This is a genomic window from Granulicella tundricola MP5ACTX9, assembly GCF_000178975.2.
GTDB lineage: Bacteria > Acidobacteriota > Terriglobia > Terriglobales > Acidobacteriaceae > Edaphobacter > Edaphobacter tundricola.
In genome coordinates this window covers 4,088,582-4,110,828 of record NC_015064.1, presented here as the reverse complement: position 1 = coordinate 4,110,828, position 22,247 = coordinate 4,088,582, and the positions used below count along the sequence as shown (strand labels likewise).

25 protein-coding genes are annotated in these 22,247 nt (G+C 61.7%); 13 read left to right on the top strand and 12 right to left on the bottom strand.

Annotated elements, in window-relative coordinates; genetic code table 11:
• Positions 1–7: 7 nt before the first annotated feature.
• Complete coding sequence (locus ACIX9_RS17990) at positions 8–523, top strand: nuclear transport factor 2 family protein (protein ID WP_013581926.1); 516 nt, start codon at positions 8–10, stop codon at positions 521–523.
• 346 nt (positions 524–869) lie between these two features.
• Here the strand turns inward: ACIX9_RS17990 and ACIX9_RS17985 are convergent, their stop codons facing one another.
• A complete protein-coding gene (locus tag ACIX9_RS17985; RefSeq protein WP_041597205.1) occupies positions 870–2,096 on the bottom strand; it encodes a glycine C-acetyltransferase in 1,227 nt (408 codons plus the stop codon).
• A 117-nt stretch (positions 2,097–2,213) separates the two neighbouring features.
• Here ACIX9_RS17985 and ACIX9_RS17980 point away from each other — a divergent pair, with 117 nt between their 5' ends.
• Complete coding sequence (locus ACIX9_RS17980; protein ID WP_013581923.1) at positions 2,214–3,233, top strand: hypothetical protein; 1,020 nt, start codon at positions 2,214–2,216, stop codon at positions 3,231–3,233.
• 135 nt (positions 3,234–3,368) lie between these two features.
• Entirely contained in the window at positions 3,369–3,797 is a 429-nt protein-coding gene (locus tag ACIX9_RS17975; protein ID WP_013581922.1) for a hypothetical protein, read from the top strand.
• On the opposite strand, the gene miaA is transcribed toward ACIX9_RS17975, so the two are convergent.
• The 3 genes from miaA to ACIX9_RS17965 are packed head-to-tail and all read right to left on the bottom strand — an operon-like array spanning position 3,781 to position 5,992.
• Positions 3,781–4,737, bottom strand: a complete 957-nt coding sequence (miaA, locus tag ACIX9_RS17970) for a tRNA (adenosine(37)-N6)-dimethylallyltransferase MiaA (RefSeq protein WP_013581921.1) — start codon at positions 4,735–4,737, stop codon at positions 3,781–3,783. The genes ACIX9_RS17975 and miaA overlap by 17 nt on opposite strands.
• A gap of 4 nt (positions 4,738–4,741) precedes the next feature.
• On the bottom strand, positions 4,742–4,885 hold the full coding sequence (locus ACIX9_RS26015) for a hypothetical protein (protein ID WP_157477672.1): 144 nt from the start codon (positions 4,883–4,885) through the stop codon (positions 4,742–4,744).
• A gap of 6 nt (positions 4,886–4,891) precedes the next feature.
• Positions 4,892–5,992 (bottom strand): energy transducer TonB, encoded by a 1,101-nt coding sequence (locus tag ACIX9_RS17965; protein WP_013581920.1) that lies wholly within the window; start codon positions 5,990–5,992, stop codon positions 4,892–4,894.
• Positions 5,993–6,083: 91 nt separating this feature from the next.
• Between ACIX9_RS17965 and ACIX9_RS17960 the strand changes: the two genes are divergently transcribed.
• Both ACIX9_RS17960 and ACIX9_RS17955 read left to right on the top strand, forming a co-directional pair.
• Positions 6,084–6,593, top strand: coding sequence for a MogA/MoaB family molybdenum cofactor biosynthesis protein (locus ACIX9_RS17960; RefSeq protein ID WP_013581919.1), 510 nt, complete (start codon positions 6,084–6,086; stop codon positions 6,591–6,593).
• Entirely contained in the window at positions 6,590–7,303 is a 714-nt protein-coding gene (locus ACIX9_RS17955; protein WP_013581918.1) for a YqaA family protein, read from the top strand. Before ACIX9_RS17960 ends, ACIX9_RS17955 begins: the two co-directional genes overlap by 4 nt.
• A 119-nt stretch (positions 7,304–7,422) precedes the next feature.
• Here the strand turns inward: ACIX9_RS17955 and ACIX9_RS27455 are convergent, their stop codons facing one another.
• A complete protein-coding gene (locus ACIX9_RS27455; protein WP_013581917.1) occupies positions 7,423–8,469 on the bottom strand; it encodes a metal-dependent hydrolase in 1,047 nt (348 codons plus the stop codon).
• Positions 8,470–8,568: 99 nt separating this feature from the next.
• Between ACIX9_RS27455 and ligA the strand changes: the two genes are divergently transcribed.
• A complete protein-coding gene (ligA, locus tag ACIX9_RS17945) occupies positions 8,569–10,683 on the top strand; it encodes an NAD-dependent DNA ligase LigA (RefSeq protein WP_013581916.1) in 2,115 nt (704 codons plus the stop codon).
• Here the strand turns inward: ligA and ACIX9_RS17940 are convergent.
• Positions 10,673–11,449, bottom strand: coding sequence for a cupin domain-containing protein (locus tag ACIX9_RS17940; protein WP_013581915.1), 777 nt, complete (start codon positions 11,447–11,449; stop codon positions 10,673–10,675). The genes ligA and ACIX9_RS17940 overlap by 11 nt on opposite strands.
• A gap of 55 nt (positions 11,450–11,504) precedes the next feature.
• Between ACIX9_RS17940 and gatB the strand changes: the two genes are divergently transcribed.
• The 3 genes from gatB to ACIX9_RS27055 all read left to right on the top strand — a co-directional run bounded on the left by gatB (position 11,505) and on the right by ACIX9_RS27055 (position 15,036).
• On the top strand, positions 11,505–12,986 hold the full coding sequence (gene gatB, locus ACIX9_RS17935) for an Asp-tRNA(Asn)/Glu-tRNA(Gln) amidotransferase subunit GatB (RefSeq protein WP_013581914.1): 1,482 nt from the start codon (positions 11,505–11,507) through the stop codon (positions 12,984–12,986).
• Between the two features lie 124 nt (positions 12,987–13,110).
• Positions 13,111–14,658 carry a hypothetical protein gene (locus ACIX9_RS17930; protein WP_013581913.1) on the top strand — a complete coding sequence of 516 codons (1,548 nt, stop codon included), beginning with the start codon at positions 13,111–13,113 and terminating at the stop codon, positions 14,656–14,658.
• 75 nt (positions 14,659–14,733) lie between these two features.
• Entirely contained in the window at positions 14,734–15,036 is a 303-nt protein-coding gene (locus ACIX9_RS27055; protein ID WP_013581912.1) for a DUF6496 domain-containing protein, read from the top strand.
• Between the two features lie 5 nt (positions 15,037–15,041).
• On the opposite strand, the gene ACIX9_RS17920 is transcribed toward ACIX9_RS27055, so the two are convergent.
• Complete coding sequence (locus tag ACIX9_RS17920; RefSeq protein ID WP_013581911.1) at positions 15,042–15,353, bottom strand: FmdB family zinc ribbon protein; 312 nt, start codon at positions 15,351–15,353, stop codon at positions 15,042–15,044.
• On the opposite strand from ACIX9_RS17920, the gene ACIX9_RS27450 reads away from it, so the two are divergent.
• Together ACIX9_RS27450 and ACIX9_RS17915 are read left to right on the top strand one after the other, a co-directional pair.
• Positions 15,352–15,486: a hypothetical protein gene (locus tag ACIX9_RS27450; protein WP_269744679.1), complete on the top strand. Its 135-nt coding sequence runs from the start codon at positions 15,352–15,354 to the stop codon at positions 15,484–15,486. The two genes, ACIX9_RS17920 and ACIX9_RS27450, sit on opposite strands and share 2 nt — an antisense overlap.
• A 2-nt stretch (positions 15,487–15,488) precedes the next feature.
• Positions 15,489–15,902 carry a hypothetical protein gene (locus ACIX9_RS17915; protein WP_013581910.1) on the top strand — a complete coding sequence of 138 codons (414 nt, stop codon included), beginning with the start codon at positions 15,489–15,491 and terminating at the stop codon, positions 15,900–15,902.
• On the opposite strand, the gene ACIX9_RS17910 is transcribed toward ACIX9_RS17915, so the two are convergent.
• Positions 15,868–16,956 (bottom strand): TlpA family protein disulfide reductase, encoded by a 1,089-nt coding sequence (locus ACIX9_RS17910; RefSeq protein WP_232298750.1) that lies wholly within the window; start codon positions 16,954–16,956, stop codon positions 15,868–15,870. The genes ACIX9_RS17915 and ACIX9_RS17910 overlap by 35 nt on opposite strands.
• A 115-nt stretch (positions 16,957–17,071) precedes the next feature.
• Between ACIX9_RS17910 and ACIX9_RS26010 the strand changes: the two genes are divergently transcribed.
• On the top strand, positions 17,072–17,368 hold the full coding sequence (locus ACIX9_RS26010) for a hypothetical protein (RefSeq protein ID WP_157477670.1): 297 nt from the start codon (positions 17,072–17,074) through the stop codon (positions 17,366–17,368).
• 31 nt (positions 17,369–17,399) lie between these two features.
• Here ACIX9_RS26010 and serA read toward each other — a convergent pair whose 3' ends face one another.
• From serA to ACIX9_RS17885, 4 genes are all read right to left on the bottom strand, one after another.
• On the bottom strand, positions 17,400–19,061 hold the full coding sequence (gene serA / locus ACIX9_RS17900) for a phosphoglycerate dehydrogenase (RefSeq protein WP_041597940.1): 1,662 nt from the start codon (positions 19,059–19,061) through the stop codon (positions 17,400–17,402).
• Positions 19,062–19,240: 179 nt separating this feature from the next.
• A complete protein-coding gene (locus ACIX9_RS17895; protein WP_013581906.1) occupies positions 19,241–20,329 on the bottom strand; it encodes a glycoside hydrolase family 130 protein in 1,089 nt (362 codons plus the stop codon).
• Between the two features lie 156 nt (positions 20,330–20,485).
• Entirely contained in the window at positions 20,486–20,911 is a 426-nt protein-coding gene (locus tag ACIX9_RS17890) for a putative quinol monooxygenase (RefSeq protein WP_013581905.1), read from the bottom strand.
• Positions 20,912–20,992: 81 nt separating this feature from the next.
• Positions 20,993–21,367, bottom strand: coding sequence for a tautomerase family protein (locus ACIX9_RS17885; RefSeq protein WP_013581904.1), 375 nt, complete (start codon positions 21,365–21,367; stop codon positions 20,993–20,995).
• A 232-nt stretch (positions 21,368–21,599) separates the two neighbouring features.
• On the opposite strand from ACIX9_RS17885, the gene ACIX9_RS17880 reads away from it, so the two are divergent.
• Positions 21,600–22,163 (top strand): TetR/AcrR family transcriptional regulator, encoded by a 564-nt coding sequence (locus tag ACIX9_RS17880; RefSeq protein ID WP_013581903.1) that lies wholly within the window; start codon positions 21,600–21,602, stop codon positions 22,161–22,163.
• Positions 22,164–22,247: the final 84 nt, after the last annotated feature.

Genomic DNA, 22,247 nt, shown 5'->3' with positions numbered 1-22,247 from the left:
ACGACCAATGTCGCGCCGATCCTTCATTCTCGCGCTTCTGCTTGCAGCCTTCATCACCCAGATGACCCCCCGTGCCGAAGCCTCGCATAAGGCTCATACCCTCAAAAAGAAAGACTATAAGCACGAGATCGAGGGTCTCGAAGAGCAATGGCGCGTCGCGCAGATAGCCGGCGATGTCACCGCGATGGATAATCTGCTCTCGGACGACTATGTGGGGATCACGATCAATGGCATGGTGAACACGAAGGCCCAACAGCTTGATCGAATCAGGACCCGTGCTTTGACCGTGACGCGGATGGATCTATCGGATACGAAGATCAAGCTGGTGGGATCGATTGCGGTTGTCACCTGCCGCGCGGAAATCGAAGGGATGAACGACGGGACTCCCGTAAACGGGACCGTACGCTATACGCGCGTATATCAGAGGCTTAGCTCAGGCACCTGGAAGATAACCAACTTCGAGGTCACCCGGGTCCCACACTCTCATCGCGCTGACGTAGCGAGTGCCGCACCTGGCTACTAGCCAGTCTCAGGCGTGATGCAGGCTGGCGGATGGCTTTTCTGGCTGACTAATGTGTGCCAGAGGAGCAGCCGTGTAGGTGTTTCTACGGCAAAAAGGGCAGCGATAGTGGTGGATGCCCATAAGCTCCAACAGCGTGTCGGGCAGGGTGGAGTGGACGGGCTTCAACTTCGTTTCGGCACAGGCAGGGCATACGGCAGTCATAGATCGCTCCAGCGTACAGGTACTTCGCGGAGAGCAGTCTAACGCCGAATTGACACGCCTGTCATGTTCCAAAACGCACTCCATTCCGGAGTACCAGATTGGTAAGCGAGGTGCCGTTCTCCGACGGCCTGCCTCGCCCTCCAAGCTAAAGAATGGAAAGTGTTTTTGCGGTAGTGGTCAGGATTTCGAGGGATTGATCGATCTGCGCGCGGGTGTGCTCGCTGGTCATGATGGTGCGGATGCGGGCCTTGCCTTCCTGGACGGTGGGAAAGGCGATACCGGTCGCCATGAGGCCGGCTTCAAAGAGCGCCTTCGAGAAGTCCATCGTCTTACGGCCTTCACCGATGATGATCGGGGTGATCGGAGTCTCGCTCGCAGGAGTGTTGACGCCGCCGATGTTGAAGCCGGAATGAGCAAGCTGCTGCTTGAAGTAAGCGGTGTTGTCCCAGAGACGCTGGATACGGTCAGGCTCGTTCTCAAGGATGTCGAACGCCGCGATGCAGGTGGCGGCAACGGATGGCGGATGCGACGTGCTGAAGAGGAATGGGCGCGCGCGATGGTAGAGGTAGTCGATGAGATCGCGGGAGCCGCAGACGTAGCCGCCGAGTGCGCCGATGGCTTTCGACAGGGTGCCGACCTGGACGTCGACCTTGCCGTGAACGTCGAAGTGATCCACCGAGCCGCGGCCGTTGCGGCCTAAAACGCCGGAGGCGTGAGCGTCGTCGACCATCATGATGCCGCCGTATTTTTCGGCCAATGCTGCCAGTTCACCGACTGGGCCGATGTCGCCGTCCATGGAGAAGACGCCATCGGTGATGATGAGCTTCTTGCCGGGCTCGTTGGCGATCTCCTGGAGGATCTCTTCGCAGTGAGCGACGTCCTTGTGGCGGAAGACCTTGATCTTGGCCTTGGAAAGACGGGCTCCGTCGATGATGCTGGCGTGGTTGAGTTCATCGGACAGGATGAAGTCTTCCTTGCCGAGGATGGAGGAGACGGTGCCGGCGTTGGCGGAGAAACCAGACTGGAAGACGACACAGGCTTCAACGTTCTTGAAGGCTGCAATCTTCTCTTCAAGCTCCATGTGGATGCGCATGGTGCCGGCGATGGTTCTCACCGCCCCGGACCCTACGCCATGATCCTTGATGGCTTGGATGGCGGCTTCTTCGAGCTTGGGGTGATTGCAGAGGCCCAGGTAGTTGTTGCTGGCGAGGTTGATGACCTTGCGGCCGTCGTAGGTGCAGACGGGACCTTGAATGTCCTCGAGTTCGCGGAGGCGGAAGAAGGTTCCGGCCTGGCGGAAGGTATCGAGCTGGGCGGTAAGGTGGGCGAGCTGACTTCTCGTTTGCGGGTGGTTTTCGACGGCAAGGCTCATGAGTTCAATCGTAAATGTTTTCCGTGTGCAAGCAGACGAAGTGAGATTGCTTGCATCGGACTTGATAGGCCCCACGGGAAACTCTCCCTTTTCATCACGTTGGACACGAGGACGATCATGATCGATGCACGGAATGGTATGCGGCAGGGACTGACGGTTGGAGCGCTGGCGTTGACGCTGGCCTTCGCGGGATGCAAGAGCGCAGCAGATAAGGCGAATGACGCCGCGATCGCACAGGCGAAGCAGCAGGCCACCGCGACAGGATCTCCCCAGCAGGTGGTCTGGACCGATAAGGACGGGAATACGACGACCGTTGTGGTGCAGCCTCCGGCTCAGGGTCAGGCGACGCAACAGGTGACGACAACCGTGACGAAGCGACAGGTGAGTGGCGGAAATACCACGCAGTCGACGAGCACGTCCACGAGCATGCAGCCTGTGGTGGGCCCTGTCGTACAGCAGCCGGTGTCGGGACCGGTGGGACCTCCCGGCCAATATGGAACGCAGCAGCCGGTCAACGGCGGGCCTGGTTATGACAATGGGGCTTCTGCTCCAGGGGCAGCGTATAACGGGCCGGCACAGAGCGGACCTGCTCCAGTTGGATCTGGACCGGTGGTCTCTCCGCTGAATATGAACGTGCCGCGTGGGACGACGCTAGCTATTCGAGTGAACCAGACGATCAACGTGAAGACCAGCCGCGCCGGGGATCGGTTTACTGGAGAGATTGCTCGTCCTGTCGTTGAAGAGGGTCGCGAGGTGATTCCGACCGGAACCCCGGTTGAAGGGGTGATCGATGCGTCGCACCGGCGCGGGCACTTCAAGGGGCGTTCGATCCTTGAGTTGAGGCTTGTGGCGATGAGGCTCAACGGAACTCGCTATGAGCTGGACACGAGAGACAACGTGCGGACGAAGAAGGGCAAGGGTAAGCGGTCTGCTGCGTTCATCGGTGGCGGAGCGGGTCTCGGGATGCTGGTGGGCGGCGTTGCGACCGGCGGCGTTGGCTTGCTGGTCGGCGGCCTTGCTGGTGGCGGCGCGGGCACGCTCGTCGGAGGACTCACGGGCAATCGGGATATCGTGATTCCGGCGGAGAGCATTGTGGACTTCAAGCTCGCGGACGATCTGGCTGTTTCACCGATGTAGAACGCTGTTTCTGCTGATCAGGGTGCCGGAGATTTCGGCACCCTTTTTTATTGGCGGAGTTCATTAGAGTTTGCTCAAGTTTGCATTCTCCATGCCGATGAGGTCTTCAATTCTGCTTTCAGGAATGGAGCTTCCATGTCTCTTACAACGATTCCAGTCGCATCGGTGGCGGACTATAACTCATCGTCTGCGGGCGTGGCGACGGTGCCAGCCCCGGATGCAGACAGCACCAGTACGCCGATCGTCAGTGCAGGCAGCACCGCACCGCCGAACCCACTTGCCAAGGATCTTTCCGCGCTGCTGACGGATCTTGCCTCCGGCAACATTCAGAAGTCGAGTGAAGATCTGCTGAAGCTGAAACAGGATCTGAAGGCGCAGCAAAGCTTGCAGGGGCCCACGGCGAGCGCGTCACAGGCTCCAGGGACAGGCTCTCTTGAGAAGGTCGTGTCGTCTATCTCAAGCGCGCTCAACTCCGGAAGTACGGAGGACGCGCTGGCTGGTCTGTCGAGCTATCTGGTGCAGAGCGGGCAGAGCTCCGGGACTGCGGTCAAGACATCAGCGTAGCGGCTTGAAGATGTTTTTCGACGAGTTGAATCGCTTGTCTTTCGGCTTCGGGTGAATCGCCTGGAGCCTTGAGCCAGTGGACCTCATGAAGCTCGGCTTCGCGGCGGAACCACGTCATCTGGCGTTTCGCATAATGACGATGGCCTTGCTGCGCTTGAAGGATTGCTGCAGCCTCCGTGAGTTCCCCGCGTAGAACCTCGCTGGCCTCCGCGTATCCGAGCGACGAGAACGGACGGCAGTCTGGACCGAAGCGAGCGATGAGATCTCGGGTCTCGTCGATGAGACCGTTGGTAAACATGGCTTGAGCACGAAGATTGATGCGTTGGTAAAGCTCCGGGCGGGGTGGGTCAAGCCCTAGCCGCAGAATGGCGTAGCCGGTGAGGGCATCGCGGCCGGATTGCCACTGCTCGGTGATGGGACGGCGTGCCAGAAGCGAGACTTCGATGGCCCGAACGATCTTGGGTATGTCGTTGGGGTGGATGGCGTGGGCCGCCACTTGATCCAGGCGGGTCAGCGTGCGGTGCAGGTGAGCGGAGCCTCGGGTTGCGGCGCGGTGGCGGAGAAGTTCACGAAGCGCCGGGTCCTGCTGTGGCGAGGGGAACAGGCCATCGAGGAGAGCGCGGAGATAGAGGCCGGTACCGCCGGAGAGGATCGGCAGCAGGTTGCGAGAGGCTATTTCGTCCAATGCTGCCCGGGCGTGGCGGGCGTAGTCGCCTGCGTTGCAGGCTTCGTTGGGGTCGTAGAGGTCAAGGCAGTGATGAGGGACAAGGGCGCGTTCTGCCTGAGACGGCTTGGCGGTTCCCAGTTCCATGTGGCGATAGACGGCGACTGAGTCACAGGAGAGGATCTCGCCGGAGAAGCGCTGGGCGAGCGCCAGGGAGAGTGCCGTCTTGCCGGACGCAGTTGCTCCCAGGGTGACGATGAGAGGCTTCAAAGCCATAGGCCTAGGGTCGCCACCAGTTTGAGTGGAAGATCTGTGCCGGGTGGGCGCGGTAGAGGATGAACGCCAGTGCGGCTCCGGCCAGCAGGAGCAGACCTCGAAGCTGGCGGCGGCGTTCCTGCATCTGGTGAGGGGTCTGGGGAGTCACCTTGCGCTACTCGGCGCCGCGATGGTTCTGGACGATGTTGAACTGAATGCGCAGGGTAAGCTCCGGCCCCTTGAAGTTTGCGGGCAGCGGAGGATACTGTCCTACGCCGACGATCCCACCCCATGCGGCTTCATCGATGGCGCGGTCGTGGGTCGAAGCGTCCAGGTGCATTCCGCCGATCTTGAGCCGACCATCGGGCAGGATCGTGAAGCGGATGAGGGTTGAGCCTTCCTTGCTGATGGGCGGGCGGGTCTCTTCCGGGATGAGCGGAATCCAGGCGGCGCGCACCATGCGGAGGAGACGCTGAATGTAAGGACCGAAGTCTACGCCGAGCGTATCGGAGAGGATCTCAGCGCCGGTGTTTGTGCCTGGGTGTCCGGGCCTGGCTCCCGTGCCGTTGTCTCCGCCGGCGCCTTGGCCCCCGCCTGAAGCAGCGTCATGGGCGGCCTGCGCGATGGACTGGCCGGGGGTCATGGGAGTGCCGAAGTTGGGGCGGGTGCTCTGCGATGGGCGGGGGGCATCGGGGATGGCAGCCTGACTGGGCTGCGGGTGTGCAGGCTGGGGTGGCAGCGGCTTGGGCTGCTGAGGCTGGGGCTGGACCTGTGCTTGCTGTTGAGGCGGGGCCTGTTGCTGAGGCTGAGGTGTAGGGGGGAGCGGGCGCGGGGCCGGGCGGGGCGCTGCTGCTTGCGGAGGAGGGGTGCCGCGCTTGGCTTCGGGGGTGGGATGCGCGGTCTGGGCTACGGCGCTCTTGTCGCTGATGACCGTGGTGGGCTTGGGAATGTGCTTTAAAAGATCCTTGGGGGTCTCGAGGTAGGTGAGTTCCTTATTGTCGCGCTTGGTCTCTACAGGGACGATCTGGGGGGAGTGCCAGAGGACGCGGGGGCCGTAGAGGACGAACCAGGCCAGGGCGACATAGAAGAGCAGGGAGACGTAGATGGACTCGCGGAAGCGGGAACGGGAGCGCTCGTCGTCGAGTGAATCAAGCAGGTGGATGAGCTCATGCTCTTCAAGCTCACCGAAGCGGCGCGTCTGGAGGCGAACTGGGGGCTGCTGGGCCGGCGGTGGGGTAGGCGGGGCCGGATTGGGGGGAGTTTCGAGCGAGGGCATTTGGCTTCTTAGGTCAGACGTTTAAGCGACTCTATTAGTTTAGGGGATTCGGCGTTACGGGTGTAGACGCGGCGTTTAGACTGGGTGGGGTATGGATTCCTTTAGTCATGAGATGCGGGCGGTTGTGGTGACGGTCAGCGACCGGTGTGCGGCGGGGACGCAGGTCGATGTATCGGGGCCCCTGGTAGCGAAGATGCTGGTTGAGGCTGGGATGGCGGAGCCGGTACGGGTTACGCTGCCCGACGAGGTGCAGGAGATTGCACATGCGCTGAGGCACCACGCCATGCAGGCGGATTTGATCGTCACGACGGGTGGGACGGGTTTAGCGCCTCGGGATGTTACACCGGAGGCGACGAGAATCGTATGTGACCGGCTGGTGGACGGGCTGGCGGAACGGATGAGGGCGGAGGGCTTGAAGGAGACGGCGCGGGCTCCCCTGAGCCGCGGGGTTTGCGGCTGCCTGGATGGAACGCTGGTGGTGAACCTGCCGGGCAGCCCCAGGGGCGCGGAGACGTCGCTGCGGGCGATCCTGGACCTGCTGCCGCACGCGCTGGCGCTGCTGGCGGGCAGGACCGGACATGAAGGTGAGGCTGGCGCTTGAACGGGCTGGGGTTAGTGCTGGCGGGGATTCCGTGGAGGAAGATCGGCGGATGGCTGGTCAAGTCCAAGGTGTGGCTGCTGGCGGTGCTGCAGCCGTTCGGCGTGTTTGGGATTCTGATCCTGGCGATTGTGGACTCGTCGTCCATGCCGCTGCCGTTTCTGGACCCTCTTGTGGTGAGTTATGGTGCCGCCGACCATAAAAAGGCTCTTCTTTACTGCCTGATGGCGTCCCTGGGGTCGGCGATTGGGAGCATGGTGCCGTATTACCTGGGGCGTGCGGGTGGGGAGCTGTTCCTGCTGAAGCGGATCAATCGGGAGCGTTATGAGAAGCTGCGGGACCGGTTTGAGAAGCAGGAGTTTCTGGCGATCATGCTGCCGGCGATGTGCCCACCCCCGATGCCGGTGAAGCTGTTCGAGCTGGCGGCGGGCGTGTTCGAGATGCGGCCGGTGAGCTACTTTCTGGCGATTGCGTCGGGCAAGTTTGTGCGGTTTCTGATCGAGTCGATCCTGGTGATTGTGTATGGGCCGGCGATTTTGAGCACTTCGCTGCGGATGCTGCACCGGCACCTGGGGGTGGTGTTGGCAGTGATGGGGATCATCGCGGTGGGGATTGTGATCTATGTGTTGCGGAAGGTGTTCGACCGGCGGAGAGGGATTGCGCTGCCGGTTGAGGACGAGGCGATCGAGGTGGGGCCTGGAGATGCGGTTTAGGGAAATCGACCCCTGGACCCCTACCCCCTGTTTTGATCCAAAGTCTTCAAAGCAGATGACTTAGGTCTGGACTTCCGGCTCTGGGCCGATCATGGGTCACCGGCGGAAATGGGGCTCGGCTACCTCTGGATTTTGTTGCCCATGCGGGTCTCTATGACGCGCTGGCCGTCTGGGGCCTGCATGTTCAGGGTGACCTGTCCGTTGATGGGGGCGTGGGTGCGGCCCTGCACCAGGAAGGTGTTGTAGAGGAAACGGGCGTCGGTGAAGGTGACGACGGCGAGTGGGTGATTGGGGTCTGTGGTGTCCGCGGCTTCGATGAGGATGGGGTATTGGGACCAGTCGAGGTAGATGCGGCCTAGCCCGGTGCGCTTGGCGGCGAGGAGAGGCAGGGTGATGGCGGGTTTGTAGAGGGTGTCGGAGGGCTCGGTGGGGTCGAAGTGCTGGGTGTGGGTGTCGAGGGTGGAGAGCTGGTAGTGGTCGGGGGTATCGGCTACGATGTGCCAGGTGAAGGGGTCGATGGGGTGGGGGCTGGCGTAGACGCGGGTGGCCTCCGGGGCGTTTCGGGCGGCGAGGGTGAGGGCTTCGGCATGCTGGTTGAAGCGGAAGAGCCAGAGGGCACAGATGGCGAGGAGGGCGGCTGTGGGCCAGGCTCGGCCGGAGAATGGGGGTTTGCGTGCTCCGACCTCTGACCCGATGAGGCCGAAGAGAGATGGAGCCAGAAGGCCGATTAGGAGGAAGAGGAACAAGATGGGCTCAAAGATAAAGACGAAGGAGCCGGCGTACCAGTGGGGGTCGAAGGGGAAGAAGGGGCGGAGGCCGTAGTTGTTGGTCCAGTCCAGAAAGAGGTGACTGAGGAGCGCCAGGAGCGTATAGGCGAATAGTTCGGCCCAGCGAGCGGGGGCGGCTGTTTTGGGTTGTTTGCGAAGGCGGTGGTAGAGGTAGAAGGCGAGGGTGACGGTTGCGGCTTCAAACGGGATGCCGACGAAGGTGTGGGTGATGCCGCGATGGTGCTGAAAGGAGGCCAGAGGGCCTTCGATGGACCAGAGGGTGTCGATGTCCGGGAGTTCCGCTCCTATGGCCATGGCCGCGGTGCAGTAGGCGGCGCGGCGATTGAGGCCGGTGCGGGAGATAAGGGCTCCGGTGAGGACGTGGGTTACGGGTTCCATAAGGACAGTATGGGGCAGTGTGAGGCAGTGAAAGGCAGTATGGAGCAGTAAAAGCTCCCTGTGGGCTGTGGCGTTTTAGTCTAGTGGAGAGGATTTGTGATGAGCAAGGGATCGGTTGAGGAGCAGGTGAAGGAGTTGCGGGAGCAGTTGGAGCATCACGAGCACCTTTACTACGTGATGGATACGCCGGAGTTGACGGATGGGCAGTACGACTCGCTGATGAACCGATTGAAGGCGCTGGAGGCGGAGCATCCGGAGATGGTGACTTCGGATTCGCCTACGCAGCGGGTGGGGGGGAAGCCTGCGGATGGATTTCAGAAGGTGAAGCACTCACGGCCTATGCTTTCGCTCGACAACGCTTATAACGAGGAGGACCTGCGGGCGTGGGATGTAAGGGTGCGGGGTGGACTGCCGGGGACGGAGGCGGTGGCTTATACGTGTGAGTTGAAGTTGGATGGGCTTTCTTTGGCCTTGCATTACCGGGGAGCGTCGCACGACGGATCGCAGTTGGAGCGGGGGTTGACACGCGGGGACGGGACTACCGGTGAGGATGTGACGTCGAATGTGCGGACGATTCGGTCGATTCCGCTGACGATTTCGGCGGCGAAGCTGAAGGCGGCGGGTTTGCCGATGGAGTTTGAGGTTCGCGGTGAGTGCGTGATGCCTCATGCTGCTTTTCTGAAGATGAACGAGGAGTTTGAGGCTGCGGGGCTGGCGGCCAAGGCGAATCCGCGGAATGCGGCCGCGGGGACGATCCGGACGCTGGAGCCGAACATCGTGGCGCAGCGGCGGCTGGATTTTTATGCCTACTTCTTGCTGCAGGCCGAGGGTGGGGAGATGCTGCTGGGGTCGCAGTCCGAGGCGCTGACGGCGCTGGGGAAGGCGGGGATGCGGGTGAATCCGCAGGTGGCGACGGTGGACTCGATTGACGGGGTATGGGAGTTTATTCAGCGGTGTGAGCCGCTGCGGGACTCGCTGGGTTACGAGATCGACGGGATTGTGATCAAGGTGGATAAGGCGGCGCAGCAGCGGCGGTTGGGGTTCACGGGGAAGGCTCCGCGGTGGGCGATTGCTTATAAGTTTGCGGCTCGCGCGGGGGTGACGAAGCTGGAGGGAGTGGCTTTCCAGGTGGGGCGGACGGGGAAGGTGACGCCGGTGGCGCAGTTATCGCCGGTGTTCATCGGCGGGACGACGGTGAAGCGGGCTACGCTGCATAACCCGGATGAGATTGTGCGTCTGGGGGTGCGGATTGGGGATTTCGTTTCGGTTGAACGGGGCGGGGATGTGATTCCAAAGATTACGGGGGTGGTGCTGGAAAAGCCGCGGGGGACGCAGGAGATTGTGTTTCCGGAGTGCTGCCCGGCGTGCGGGAGTGCGCTGGTGAAGGAGGAGGGTGAGGTGGACTGGCGGTGCGTGAATGCCAGTTGCCCGGCTCGGCTGAGGGAGGAGTTGATTCACTTTGGAGCTCGCGGGGTAATGAATATTGAAGGGCTTGGGGATGCGATGGTGGGGCAGTTGCTGGGGCAGGTGGAGGATGCGGTAGATGAGACCGATATCGAGAAGGAAGAGGCTGCTGCGCCGGTTACGGTGAGGGAGCCGCTGGTGCGCTCGATCGCCGATCTGTACAGGCTGACGAAAGAACAGTTGGTGGGGCTGGAGCGGGTAGGAGATAAGTCGGCACAGGCGCTGCTGGACGAGATCGCGAAGTCGAAGAAGGCACCGTTGTCACGGGTCTTGCTTGGGCTGGGAATTCGTCATGTGGGGCAGAGGACGGCGGAGTTGCTGGCGTCGCACTTTGGGGCCATTGAGCCTTTGATGGGTGCGACCCAGGACGAGCTGGTCCAGGTGAATGAGATTGGGCCGATCGTTGCGGCGACTGTCCATGACTTCTTTGCGCAGGAGCAGAACCAGGCGCTGGTAAAGGAGTTGCTGGAGATTGGGTTGGAGATGAAGGCGGAGAAGCGGGTGACGACGACGGTGCTGGAAGGGCTGACGTTTGTGCTGACGGGGACGCTGCCTACGCTGACTCGGGAGATTGCGAAGGAGAAGATTGAGGCGGCGGGAGGACGGGTTTCAGGCAGTGTGAGCAAGAAGACGGATTATGTGGTGGCGGGTGAGGATGCGGGCTCAAAGCTGGAGAAGGCAGAGAGCCTGGGGGTGAAGGTGGTGGATGAGGCTGGGTTGCTGGAACTGCTTGAGGGGGCTAAGGAGTAGGGGGTGAGCTGAATTTCAGCTCGTATCGAATCAGGTGGAGGGGTGTGTCGCTCGTGTTTTCGATTGTGTGGCCGCCAGCCTTTGCGGGCAGGATCTTGACTCCAGTGGGCAGGTTGCGGGGTTCGGGCTGGCTGCCTGCTTTGGTCTCGTCACGCATGGACACGCCCTGAATGACATAGAAGAATCCGGGCCAGGGATTTGTGTGGAAGGAAGTCGTGGCATGGGGTGCGAGGTGGAGATCGAGCACGCGCACGTTCTGGTTTTCAAGGAGCAGGGTGTAGTTGGCAGGGGCGGCAACTAGGGCATCGTCAGGCCCGGGCGAGGCTGGTCGCCAGCCGGGCAGACCGCAGCCGGGATGCTTGAACTCCACACGGACGGCGTGAAAGGGAACTTCGCCGGTGTTCTCGGTCCAGTGTTGGCCTTCAGAAGGGATGGCGAAGATTCTGAATTTGAAGTTGGGGTCGGTGGGATGGCTCTTGTTCCCGCTTCCGTCCGGAGTGTTGTAGGTGCCGGCGCCCTGGCGGTCGACGTACATGACGGACGGCATGGAGTGGGTGTGGACGGCCTCCCGGGTGTGGGGCTGGGAGTGCACGTCAAGGACTCGCACGTCTGCGTTTTCGTAAAGCACGGTATGGTTTTCGGGCGAGGCGGTCAGGGCATCCTGGGCGTCGGGGGCGAGCGTTCTGCAGGTTGCGGCGGTTTGTGCGCCGGAAGTGGCTGCCGAGAGTGCGATCAACGATGCGAACAGGACGAGAGTGGACTTCATGGGGCGATCTTATCGTCCTTCTGCTGCCACGCAAAGGGCGAGATAAAATTGAGGGATGCCTACGTTGACCGCGCTTTCGCCTGAGATTCTTGCCAAGTATCAGCCTGTAATTGGGCTGGAAGTTCATGTGCAGTTGCTGACCGAGTCCAAGGCGTTCTGTGGGTGCGTGAACAAATATGGCGGTGAGCCGAATACGCACACCTGCCCGACCTGCCTGGGGTTGCCGGGCGCGCTGCCGGTGTTGAACCGCAAGGCGGTGGAGTTTGCGGTGCTGGCGGCGAAGGCGATTCACTGTGAGATTCGCGAAACGAGTATTTTTGCTCGGAAGAACTACTTCTATCCGGATAATCCGAAGGGGTACCAGATCTCGCAGTTCGATAAGCCGATTGCCGAGGGTGGATGGCTGGAGGTGCCGACGGCGGAGGGTGGGACGAAGCGGATTGGGGTGACTCGTCTGCACATGGAAGAGGATGCCGGGAAGAGCGTGCATGACGGGTTTATGGACTCGGTAAACCGGACTTATATCGACCTGAACCGGTGTGGGACGCCGCTGGTGGAGATTGTGAGTGAGCCGGATCTGCGAACGGCGGATGAGGTGTTCGAGTACCTGACGAAGCTGAAGGAGATCCTGCTTTATACGGGTGTGAGCGATTGCAATATGGAGGAGGGATCGCTGCGGTGTGACGCGAATGTGAGCGTGATGCTGAAGGGGGCCAAGGAGTACGGCACGAAGGCCGAGGTGAAGAACGTCAACAGCTTCCGCTATATCCGGTCCGCGGTGGAGTATGAGATCGAGCGTCAGATTGGAGTGATCGAAGACGGCGGGCGGGTGGTGCAGGAGAGCCGGCTTTGGAACCAGGGCGAGGGCCGGACGTACTCCATGCGGAGCAAGGAACAGGCGCATGACTATCGGTATTTTCCGGAGCCGGATTTGCCTCCGTTAGTTGTGGGGGCGGAGTGGCAGGCGGAGATTCTGAAGGATCTGCCGGAGTTGCCGGAGGCTCGGCGCGCAAGGATGGAGGCGGAGTACGGGATCACGCCGCAGGATGCGATGACGTTTACGGCGACGAGGGCGTTTGCGGATCAGTTTGAGGCGGCGGCGAAGAAGGCGAAGTCGCCGCGGCGGGTTGCGGCCTTGCTGACGAGCGAGATTACGATGCGAGTGAGGGCTGCGGGGATCGAAATGGAGGCTTCGCCTGTGAGCATGGATGGGTTGGTGCTGGCGGCCGATCTTGCGGAGAGCGGGGAGCTTTCTTCGAAGATGCTGAAGCAGTTGCTGGATACAGCTTTCGCGAATGGCGAGGACTTTCTTGCGGTGTATGAGCGGGAGAAGCCGCAGCAGATCTCGGATACGGGGGCGATTGAGGCGATGATCGATGAGGTGATTGCGGCGAATCCGAAGCAGGTGGAGCAGTACAAGGGCGGCAAGAAGACTGTCGCGGCTTTCTTTGTTGGGCAGGTGATGAAGGCCAGCAAGGGGCAGGCTAATCCGGCTGTGTTGAATCAACTTGTGGCGGCTAAGTTGGATCAGGCTTAGGGCAGAGCAAGACGTAACTAGGGTAAGAACGATAAAGGCGGGATAAGGATGGATTTAGCTGAGACCTGGCTGAGTTCTTTCTTATCCCTTCTTTTCTTTTTGTGGTTTGAGGTCTAATACTCGGATGCGGCGTTCTCTTGTTCTCGGGGTGGTTGGGGTTTGTGGGTTGGCGGTGGGGTGTGGGTTGACGAAGAAGGCTGAGGTCGCGGAGAAGGCGGGGCCGGGGCAGATGCCGGCTAACACCGTCATGCTTTCAGAGGTGATGCGAGAGCTTTCGGAGAAGCCTGGATTTACGGATGCGCTGCTCGACCAACTGCAGAAGGGAGCGGGGCATAAGGGCGCTGGAGCGGCGCTGCTGACGCCCAGGCTGATCGATCGCATGCGGGAGATGATCCTGGGCAAGGATTGGCAGGGGCTGGACCGCTTTCCGGGGTGGACGATGCGGGAGATCAACCCTACTGTGCGGATGGTGGGGCATGTGGTGGGGAAAGATCCGAAGGTGGAGGCTTCGGCTACGGCGGGTGGGGCTCCGAGTGGGACGCCGGGGGTGGTGGGAAACAAGGATGCGCTGGCGTTTATCGATTTGGGTGCGGACTTGTTGAGCAAGGGTGGGGTGGAGGATCTGGATATGCCTTCGCGGCTGCCGGGCTTCGATGCGAAGGCTCTGGTGAGTGAGTTGGGGGCAGACGTGGTGCGGGGGGATGGGCCGAATGTGGATCGTGCCGGGCGTCATGCGGAGAGTGCGCGGCTGGCTGAGGTGCTGAATCGGCTGAGCCTGAATGGGATGGATGGGGCGGCTAAGTTTCAGGCTTCGGTGGGTGGGAAGACCGTGGCTACGCCGCAGGATCTGATTGTGGCGCTGGGCGAGACGGGGCATGAGGTGATGGTGGCGGATTCGCGCTACTTTGCGAACTTCGGGCATCTGCACTACAAGGGGCAGGACGTGATGATGCCGTTCTGGGTGAACTCGCAGATTGTGGTGCCGGAGACGAAGCGGCCGCTGCTGGTGCCGGTTTCGCACGCCGAGTACGAGTGGTTTGTGCGTGGGCCGAAGGTGAATGCGGAGGTGAGCTTTTACTTTGGGATCGATGGCAAGGCTGAGTTCCGGACGATGGATCAGTTGGACCAGGCGTGGGTGATGAATCGGCATGCGCATGAGTACAAGGGGGCGGATGCGGTGGAGGTGACACGGCTCTCCGGCGCGATGGTGCAGACGTATATGCATCAACATGCGGACCGGCCGAAGCTGCCGTTTGGCGGATACTATGCGCTGGGCGTGTGCCAGGATGTGGTGGCGGCGATCGAACTCAGGATGACGGGGAAGACGACGCTGTTTCCGAACACCGCAGATGGTGCGCTGTTCGACGATGCGCGGGATGCGGAGATCAACAAGCTGATCAAGGCGATTCCGAAGGATCGGGCGGGCAGGCCGTCGGAGGTGGAGAGGATCTTTGGGTCGCTACCGGTGGGGAGCTCGGATGGGGAGCTTGCTAGCGTTTCGATACCGGGGCTTGGGGCGGATCTGGTTGCGGTGCATGATGCCTGGACCGACGGGTCGCTCCGGCGTGTGACGCCCAAGTGGGTTATGTGGGGACGGCGTGGGGCGGCGTTGCTTGGACTGGTGCTTGGGTTTGGCGTGGCGTTCTGGGTACGGCGGCGGTCGCGACGTTAGGAGCGAAAAGATGCACTGAAGGGAGTGCAACTCTGTGGGGTGAGCCACGCTCTTATCTCAGCGAGGTGATGCGCCATGGCTACGAAGAAGAGTGCGGAGCGGAAGTACTCGCCGGCGGCGAGCAAGAACGTCGAGACCGAGATGAAAGAGATGAAGGCGGGCAAGCTGAAGAGCGGCAGCGGGCAGAAGGTGACGAACCCGAAGCAGGCGATCGCGATTGGGTTGAGCGAGGCTCGTAAGGCTGGAAAGAAGGTTCCGCCGAACCCGAATGTGCCGGCCAAGAAGACTGCTGCTAAGAAGGGCGCAGCAAAGAAGGCTCCGGCTAAGAAGATTGCTGCGAAGAAATCGACCGCGAAAAAGACTGCGACGAAGAAGTAGGCAAGCTACTTCTTGTCGCTGCTGGTTGAGGCGGGTGCGCTGGGGGCTGCTGCTGGTGCGGCCGCCGGCGCTGCTGCCGGGGTGCTCGCCGTAGCTGCTGGCGTGGTTGTGCTGGTGTCCGACGCCGCGGATGGCTTTTTGGAGCCGTAACCGTCTGCATACCAGCCACCGCCAGCAAAAGAGAAGGCGGGTGCGGAGATGACGCGCTGGAGTGGGCCGGCGCAGAAGGGGCAGACCGTGATCTCGGGGTCGGAGAACTTCTGGATCTTCTCCGTGTGGCGATGGCAGGCGGTGCATTCGTATTCGTAGAGCGGCATGATCGTTTCCTATGTCTTCCAGTCCAGTTTAGCGGATATGGCTTGTTTGCTGCGGGCTGTCATCCTGACTGAGGGATTCTCGTCTATTCGGGTGAAGGCTGAACGGCTGGAGCCGAGCGGCCCGGAGCGATGAGGATGAAGGATTTTGGTGCGAAGCTGACTTTGATTCTGACCTTCTTTGCGGCGGCCCTGCTGCTCATGGCTGCCTGTTACGCGCAGCCAGGACCTTTGCCGGATGGACCGGGTGGTGGTCCTCCGACCGTGGAGCAGGAGCTGGCACGAATGACCTGGGCCCTGGCGTTGAGTGAAGCTCAGGGTAGGGCGATCCTGCCGATTCTCGAAGACCGGCACTACGAGGTTGGCGCACTGATGCGGAATGGAGCGGGACGCGAGGCGAATGAGGCACAGGTTCACGCGATCTTCGAGGAGACCGATGGCGAGATCAAAGTCTTGCTGGCTGAGGAACAGCAGGCGATCTTCGATGCGATGAGACCGCCGCGGCCTCCTGATGGTGCTACTGCGCGGGTTGACCGGATAGCTGGGCAGTGACCTGGGTGGTTGGGTTGGCTTCGCGGGCGCGCTTGATGAGCTTCTTCAGTTTGCCTTCCACGTCTGAGCCGGAGCCAAGCATCTCCGCAGTGAGGACGCCGTCGGAGTCGATGGTGAAGTAGTGCGGGATGGCGTTGATGCCGAACTCATCGGAGAGTTTGTGATCGGCGTCGCGGTACTGGGTCCAGGTCATCTCGTTCTTGGCGATGAAGCTCTTCCACTTTGCGTCGTCGCTATCCCAACTGATGCTGATGATGACGAGGGGATCGTTGGCGAACTCTTTCGCGATCTTCTTCATGTGCGGGAGTTCTTCGTTGCAGGGGCCGCACCAGGTGGCCCAGAAGTCGATGAGGACGACACGGCCGCCCATATTGTCCAGGTTGAAACGCTGACCGTCGAGCGCGGTGACCTCAAAGGCGGGTGCCATCTTGGAAAGTGAAAGGGCGGGGTTCTCGGCAAAGTGCTGGGCGCGGATCTTCATGGGATCGGTGGCGGAGGCGCGGTCGGCGCACTCTGAGAACTGCTTGCTGGCATCGTCGTTCTTGCCCATGCGGGCGAGGACGCAGGCGTCGCTCCAGCGGGCGGGATTGTTTTTGGGGAAGTCGGTGAGGGCAGACTGGAGGGCGGTGTGGGCGGCGTCGAGTTGGGCAGGCTTGGGCTTGTCGCCGGCCTGCTTGAGGATGGCGTCCCCGAGCATGCCTTCGGCGAGGGACTTGTCTCGTGGCGTGGCTGCGATGGCCTGGAGCTTGTTCGCCGTGGAGATGGCGTCCTTGAAGTCGTGCATGCCGAAGTCGAGAGAATACACCGAGTTCAGGCACGGTCCGCAGGCTCCTCCGGCAATCTTGTTGGCCTTGTTGTACGCATCTTTGGCGAAGCCGTACTGACGGTCGTGCGTGAGCTTCCTGCCGTCCGCGAAGGCTGCCTGATACTTGGGGTCGGACTCATACGCCGGCTTGGCGGCGGCAGCGGGTGCGGCGTTCTGGGCTGAGGTCGGGCCGGCGAACATGCAGAGAGACGCGGCTATGGCGAAGTGGATCAGTGTTGCAGGGCGCAAGGGAAGGCCTCCGGGTGTGGAGATGATCTTCCAACGGCTGGCGAAGGAACTCAAGCAGAATATTTGCACGGTCGACCGATTCCTACAGGTAGTGTCTATCTGGGAGGATCGATCGATGAAGCGTTGGCACGGAGTTGCGATTTTTGTGGCGGGTCTGAGTGTGGGTGGGGCGTTTTTTGCGGGGAGACAGGTGCCGGTGGTGCATGCCCAGAGTACGAACAACTACTCGGGCTGCAAGACGCTGGTGCCGAAGGACTGGGGCAAGTACGAGGGAGCTTCGCTGTTCGGGATTACGTTTGAGGATGATAAGGGGACGTTGCGGTTTGTGGGGCATCCGAATTGCGGCGGCCTTGGAGAGACTGGCGATTCGGTCGGGCTTTCGATTGCGGATCTTACGATCGTGAGGCAGTAGGCGCTGCCGTTTGGCGGCAGCGCCACTTGCCTTAGCCTTTTGCGAGTTCGATCAGGCGGACCGAGACGATGGCTTCGATCTGCTTGAGAGCCGCGAGAGCGGGTGCGGCGGCGTGGGAGTCCGGGACGTCGATCTGCACGACGGCGAGGGCCTGGCCCTGGGGGACTCGCTGGCTGCTGCGGCCTGGGGTGTCGGAGGCGCGACCGAGTGCGAAGTTGGCGATGTTGATCTTGTGCTCGCCGAGGATGGTGCCGATCCGGCCTACGACGCCGGGGACGTCGTGATTGCGGATGGAGACGAGGGTGCCGTTGAGGGGGGCCTCGATGTCGATGCCGTCGAGGGTGAGAAGGCGGGGGCTGGTGCCGTGCAGGACGGTCGCGCTGGCGCTGGTGTCGCAACCAGCGTCAGAATCTGCTCCCGGACCGGAGCTGTGCAGGACGAGCTTGAGGACGGAGCCTGAGCCTCCAGCCACGAACTCCTTCTTGTCTTCCTGGATGCGGATGCCGCGCTCCTGCGCGATGGCCGCGGCGTTGATGCGGTTGACGGAGTTGCCGCCTTCGGTATCGGCGAAGATGCCGGCTACGGCGGCGTTGCGGATGAGGTCCGTCTTGCCGGTGGCGATGCGGCCGGTATAGGTGATGGAGATGGTCTCCAGATGGCCGGGGATGGCGTGGGAGAGGAAGCGGCCGAGGCGGGCGGCCATCTCGATGTACGGCGCGACCTCAATGTATTCCTCATGCGAGAGCGAGGGGAGGTTGACGGCGTTCTGGACGACGCCGAGCTTGAGGTAGTCGCGGACCTGCATGGCGAGCTGGATGCCGATGGCCTCCTGCGCCTCATCCGTCGCGCCGGCGATGTGCGGGCTGAGGAGGACGTTTGGGAGGTTGAAGTAGGGGGAGTTCTTGAGGGGCTCCTGGTGGAAGACGTCCAGGGCCGCGCCTGCGACCTTGCCGGACTTGAGGCCCTCTACGAGGGCCTCGTCCACGATGAGCTCGCCGCGGGCGCAGTTGATGATGCGGATGCCGGACTTCATGATGGCGATGCTGTGCTGGTTGATGAGGCCTTCGGTTTGCGTGGTGAGGCCGACGTGGAGGGTGAGGTAGTCGGAGGCCTTGAAGATGTCGTCGAGGGAGACGAGGGTGACGTTGTGCTCGCGTGCGATGACGGGCGCGATGAAGGGATCGTAGGCGATGAGGTCCATGCCGAAGGCGGCGGCGCGGCGTGCGACTTCAAGGCCGATGCGGCCGAGGCCGACGATGCCGAGGGTCTTGCCGCGAAGCTCGGAGCCCTGGAGGGATTTCTTGTCCCAGACGCCTTCATGCATGGTTTTGTTGGCGCGGGGGATGGACCGGCCCATGGAGATCATGAGGCCGAGGGTGAGCTCGGCTACGGCTACGGCGTTGGCCCCGGGGGTGTTCATGACGACTATTCCGCGATGGGTGGCGGCGGCGGTGTCGATGTTGTCCACGCCTACGCCGGCGCGGCCGATAACGCGGAGCTTGGGGGCGGACTCGAGCAGCTCGGCGTCTGCCTGGACTGCGGAGCGGACGATGAGGGCGTCGGCGTCGGCGAGCTCTGCTTTGAGGGCTTCGCGGTCCTTGATCTTGTCGGCGGTGATGCAGTTCCAGCCGGATTCCTGTTGCAGGATTGCAAGGGTTGCGGGGGAGACTTTCTCGGCGATTACGATCTTCAAGGTGCTTGCCTTTGCGGTGCTGGATTTGTAAATCGAGGGTGGGACCACCACCCGGGTAATTGATCCAAAGTCTTCAAAAGATAAGACTTAGGTCTGGACTTCGTGCTCTGGGCCGATCATGAGCCGCACTCGTAAATGAGGCGTCCTTTCTATTGTAGAGAAGTGGGGTGACGAGGGTGTTACCTCGCGGGTGCGGTGGCTACCGCTACGAAGGAATCGGCGCAGCCGTAGTAGAGGAGCCAGTGGCCCTTGAAGAGGACGAGTCCTTCCGCGAAGGTGGTGCCGGCGGCGTACTGGCCGGTCTTCTCCCAGGGTTCGGTGGGCTGGAGGACGGGGTGCTCGGTCTGCTTGAGGAGGTGGCCGGGGGCTTGGGGGTCGAAGAGGGCTTCTCCAGCGGCGTAGGCGTTGGGACCCATGGTTGGGTCGCCGCCGGTGGGGGCGTTTTTGCCGTTGTAGAGGACGATGATTCCTGCCTGGGTGAGTACAGGCGGTGGGCCAACCTCAGGAAAGCTGCTGTCGAAGTGGCCGGGGTGGGGGTGCAGGATTGCGATGGGCTTGCCGGAGGCGTCCTCGACCGGGGTCCAGTGGATGAGGTCTGTGGAGGTGGCGAGGTGGATGGTGCCTTCGCCCCAATACATCCAGTACTTGCCGTTGATGCGGGTTGCTATGGGACGGCCATCTCCTACCTTGGTGAGGATTCCGGCGGACTTGTACTGGAGGTGGGCGTACTTGCCTCCGGCGGCTTCAAGGAAAGCAGGGCCGTGCTTGGTCCAGTGGACGAGGTCCGGCGAGGTGGCGATGCCGACCGAGTAGGTGATGCGGTTCCACTGAGTGTAGGTGAGGACGTAGGTGCCGTCTTCGGCCTCGACGAGGCGGGGGTCTTCTACGCCTCCGGGGGATTCGCGGGATTGCTGGCTGTCTGGCGCGGGGTAGAAGACGGGGTCTGGACGGCGGGTGAAGTGGAGGCCATCATCCGAAACGGCGAGGCCGAGGCGGGAGGTGTGGCCGCCTATGGACATGGAGCCGGAGTCGTCTTCCGCGCGGTAGAGGACGTAGACCTTGCCCGCGCGGACGATGGCGGCGGGGTTGAAGGTGTGGAGGGCCTCCCAGTGGGTGGGGGTTTTGAGGATGGGGTCGGTGAAGGTGCTGGCGGGGATGGGGGAGAGGACGGGATTGCCGATGGGACGGGTGAATGGGCCGATCTGCCAGGATTGGGCCGCAACGGGGAGGGCGGAGAGGAGGACGGCCAGTAAGAGGCTTTGTTTCATGTGCGGAAGTTTACAGGGATTAGGGAAGGCAAGGCAGACCGCAAAGGGCGCTAGGAAGAACGCTAAGGGCGCCAAGGTGAGGCTAGGGTTCAGTCGATCGGCTCTGTTGAGAGGGGCGATCGACCGAACTCGAGCTGATTACGGTCACGGCAGCGATCAGGCGATCGGTTTTCCAAAGAGGACGCTGAACTTTCCGAACATGACATCGAGCCGGTAGACATGGGCGGGATGGGCAAGCATCTCTTCCAGTTCCGCTGCACGGAGGAAGTTCTGGCCGCCGGGGCCGACGTTGTGCGCGTTCCGTGCCGCGACGTCCGGGAAGGCTTCAAAGATGCCGAAGGTGGTGTCCGAGAAGCGGCAGCCAAACCAGGGGCCGGTGCCGGGTTCTTGCTCTACGCCGGCCAGGATGTCCTTGAGGAACTGCTGCACCTGGTCGCCTTTGCCGGGCTTGGCTTCAAGGTTGATGTAGTAAGCCTTGCGGCCGGGCGTGTTGTCCTGACCGCTGGCGACCCAGCCTGGGTAGACTTCGATCTCCGAGTTGTTGGTGGGATTGGGACCGGCTGATTGGATGGTGTTGCTCATTTTCTTGTCTCCGTGCGTTGGTTTGTGTTGCGTGAATGGGAGAAGCCTTCCACAGGCCGCGATGGGATCAGGAGCGGCGAATTACCAGGGTTCGCCGTTGCCGAAGGACCAGTCGTCGCGATCGACGAAGACGAGGCTGATGAAGACATCCTCGCGGCGCACGTTGAGGCGGCGGTTGAGTTCATCTGCCATGTGGCGGAAGAAGGCGAGCTTCTGCTCTTTGGTGTTGCCGACGGTGCTGGTGACCTGAAGGATGATGAGGTCGGGGGTGCGCTTGATGTTGAGGAAGTTGGGATCGAAGACGAAGTTGTCCGGTGCGTGCTCGCCGATGATCATGAAGCGGTCGCCTTCCGGGGCCTTGAGGACGTTGACGATTCCGTCATAGACGACGTCGGCTACGGTGGCGCGGTACTCGGGGGTTTTTCCTTTGGCGAGGTCGATCCGTGCGAATGGCATGACGGGCTCCTTGTGGTGCAGCGTTGGTTGGAAAGCTCGGAAGCGGACGGCTGCGCCTTACAGGAGGGGCTCAGTCATGAGGGGGTCGGGAAGGCTTGCTTTCCCGTTTTCCCTACCGGCCACTTGGTCGGTTAGTGAGTAGACTCTACCTGCCACTTGGTTGATTCAACAATTCGGAATAAAATTTTGAACAGCTTCTCTGTATTCATTACGGAGGGCGGGAGGCGATCCGGTGAGTTCCGATTCTCGAGAGAAGATTCTGACGGCGGCGAGGCTGTCCGCGCAGGCGCATGGGTATAACGGGTTGAACTTCCGCGATCTGGCGGAGGACGTGGGCATCCGGGCCGCGAGCATCTATCACCACTTCCCCAGCAAGGCTGAACTGGCTACGGCTGTGGCGAAGCGGTATTGGCAGGACTTTGCGGCGGTGCTCGATGGACTGCTGGCCGAGGCCGGGGATGCGAGCGTTGCGCTGCATCGGTATCCGGAGACGTTTCGGTGGGCGCTGGAGAATGAGAACCGCATGTGTCTGAGCGGCTTTATGGCGGCCGAGTATGACGATCTGCCTAAGGAGGTGAAGACGGAGGTCCAGAGCTTTGCGGATGTGAACGTGGCGTGGTTGAGTAAGGTTCTCGCCGCTGCGAAGGTGGTGGGTCCGAAGAAGAGCGAGGCTCGGGCACGGGCGATCTTTGCGGCTGTGGGTGGGGCGCAGCTTATGGCGCGGAGCCGGTCTGATGTTGCGCTTTACGATGCTTTGATTGAGAGCTATCGCGCGGCGGGGTTGCTACCGGCGTGAGGGATTTTTTTGTGATCAATCGTGCAGGTGAATGTCCGCCGCTTACGCAATAAGAACAAAACAAATGGAGAGGCCGAGTGCTGG

What these genes read in the sequence shown, in the direction of transcription:
- ACIX9_RS17990 (WP_013581926.1), top strand. Translation starts at nt 8, where the DNA reads ATGTCGCGCCGATCCTTCATTCTCGCGCTTCTGCTTGCAGCCTTCATC.
- ACIX9_RS17985 (WP_041597205.1), bottom strand. Translation starts at nt 2,096, where the DNA reads ATGAGCCTTGCCGTCGAAAACCACCCGCAAACGAGAAGTCAGCTCGCC.
- ACIX9_RS17980 (WP_013581923.1), top strand. Translation starts at nt 2,214, where the DNA reads ATGATCGATGCACGGAATGGTATGCGGCAGGGACTGACGGTTGGAGCG.
- ACIX9_RS17975 (WP_013581922.1), top strand. Translation starts at nt 3,369, where the DNA reads ATGTCTCTTACAACGATTCCAGTCGCATCGGTGGCGGACTATAACTCA.
- miaA (WP_013581921.1), bottom strand. Translation starts at nt 4,737, where the DNA reads ATGGCTTTGAAGCCTCTCATCGTCACCCTGGGAGCAACTGCGTCCGGC.
- ACIX9_RS17965 (WP_013581920.1), bottom strand. Translation starts at nt 5,992, where the DNA reads ATGCCCTCGCTCGAAACTCCCCCCAATCCGGCCCCGCCTACCCCACCG.
- ACIX9_RS17960 (WP_013581919.1), top strand. Translation starts at nt 6,084, where the DNA reads ATGGATTCCTTTAGTCATGAGATGCGGGCGGTTGTGGTGACGGTCAGC.
- ACIX9_RS27455 (WP_013581917.1), bottom strand. Translation starts at nt 8,469, where the DNA reads ATGGAACCCGTAACCCACGTCCTCACCGGAGCCCTTATCTCCCGCACC.
- ligA (WP_013581916.1), top strand. Translation starts at nt 8,569, where the DNA reads ATGAGCAAGGGATCGGTTGAGGAGCAGGTGAAGGAGTTGCGGGAGCAG.
- ACIX9_RS17940 (WP_013581915.1), bottom strand. Translation starts at nt 11,449, where the DNA reads ATGAAGTCCACTCTCGTCCTGTTCGCATCGTTGATCGCACTCTCGGCA.
- gatB (WP_013581914.1), top strand. Translation starts at nt 11,505, where the DNA reads ATGCCTACGTTGACCGCGCTTTCGCCTGAGATTCTTGCCAAGTATCAG.
- ACIX9_RS17930 (WP_013581913.1), top strand. Translation starts at nt 13,111, where the DNA reads ATGCGGCGTTCTCTTGTTCTCGGGGTGGTTGGGGTTTGTGGGTTGGCG.
- ACIX9_RS27055 (WP_013581912.1), top strand. Translation starts at nt 14,734, where the DNA reads ATGGCTACGAAGAAGAGTGCGGAGCGGAAGTACTCGCCGGCGGCGAGC.
- ACIX9_RS27450 (WP_269744679.1), top strand. Translation starts at nt 15,352, where the DNA reads ATGATCGTTTCCTATGTCTTCCAGTCCAGTTTAGCGGATATGGCTTGT.
- ACIX9_RS17920 (WP_013581911.1), bottom strand. Translation starts at nt 15,353, where the DNA reads ATGCCGCTCTACGAATACGAATGCACCGCCTGCCATCGCCACACGGAG.
- ACIX9_RS17915 (WP_013581910.1), top strand. Translation starts at nt 15,489, where the DNA reads ATGAAGGATTTTGGTGCGAAGCTGACTTTGATTCTGACCTTCTTTGCG.
- ACIX9_RS26010 (WP_157477670.1), top strand. Translation starts at nt 17,072, where the DNA reads ATGAAGCGTTGGCACGGAGTTGCGATTTTTGTGGCGGGTCTGAGTGTG.
- ACIX9_RS17895 (WP_013581906.1), bottom strand. Translation starts at nt 20,329, where the DNA reads ATGAAACAAAGCCTCTTACTGGCCGTCCTCCTCTCCGCCCTCCCCGTT.
- ACIX9_RS17890 (WP_013581905.1), bottom strand. Translation starts at nt 20,911, where the DNA reads ATGAGCAACACCATCCAATCAGCCGGTCCCAATCCCACCAACAACTCG.
- ACIX9_RS17885 (WP_013581904.1), bottom strand. Translation starts at nt 21,367, where the DNA reads ATGCCATTCGCACGGATCGACCTCGCCAAAGGAAAAACCCCCGAGTAC.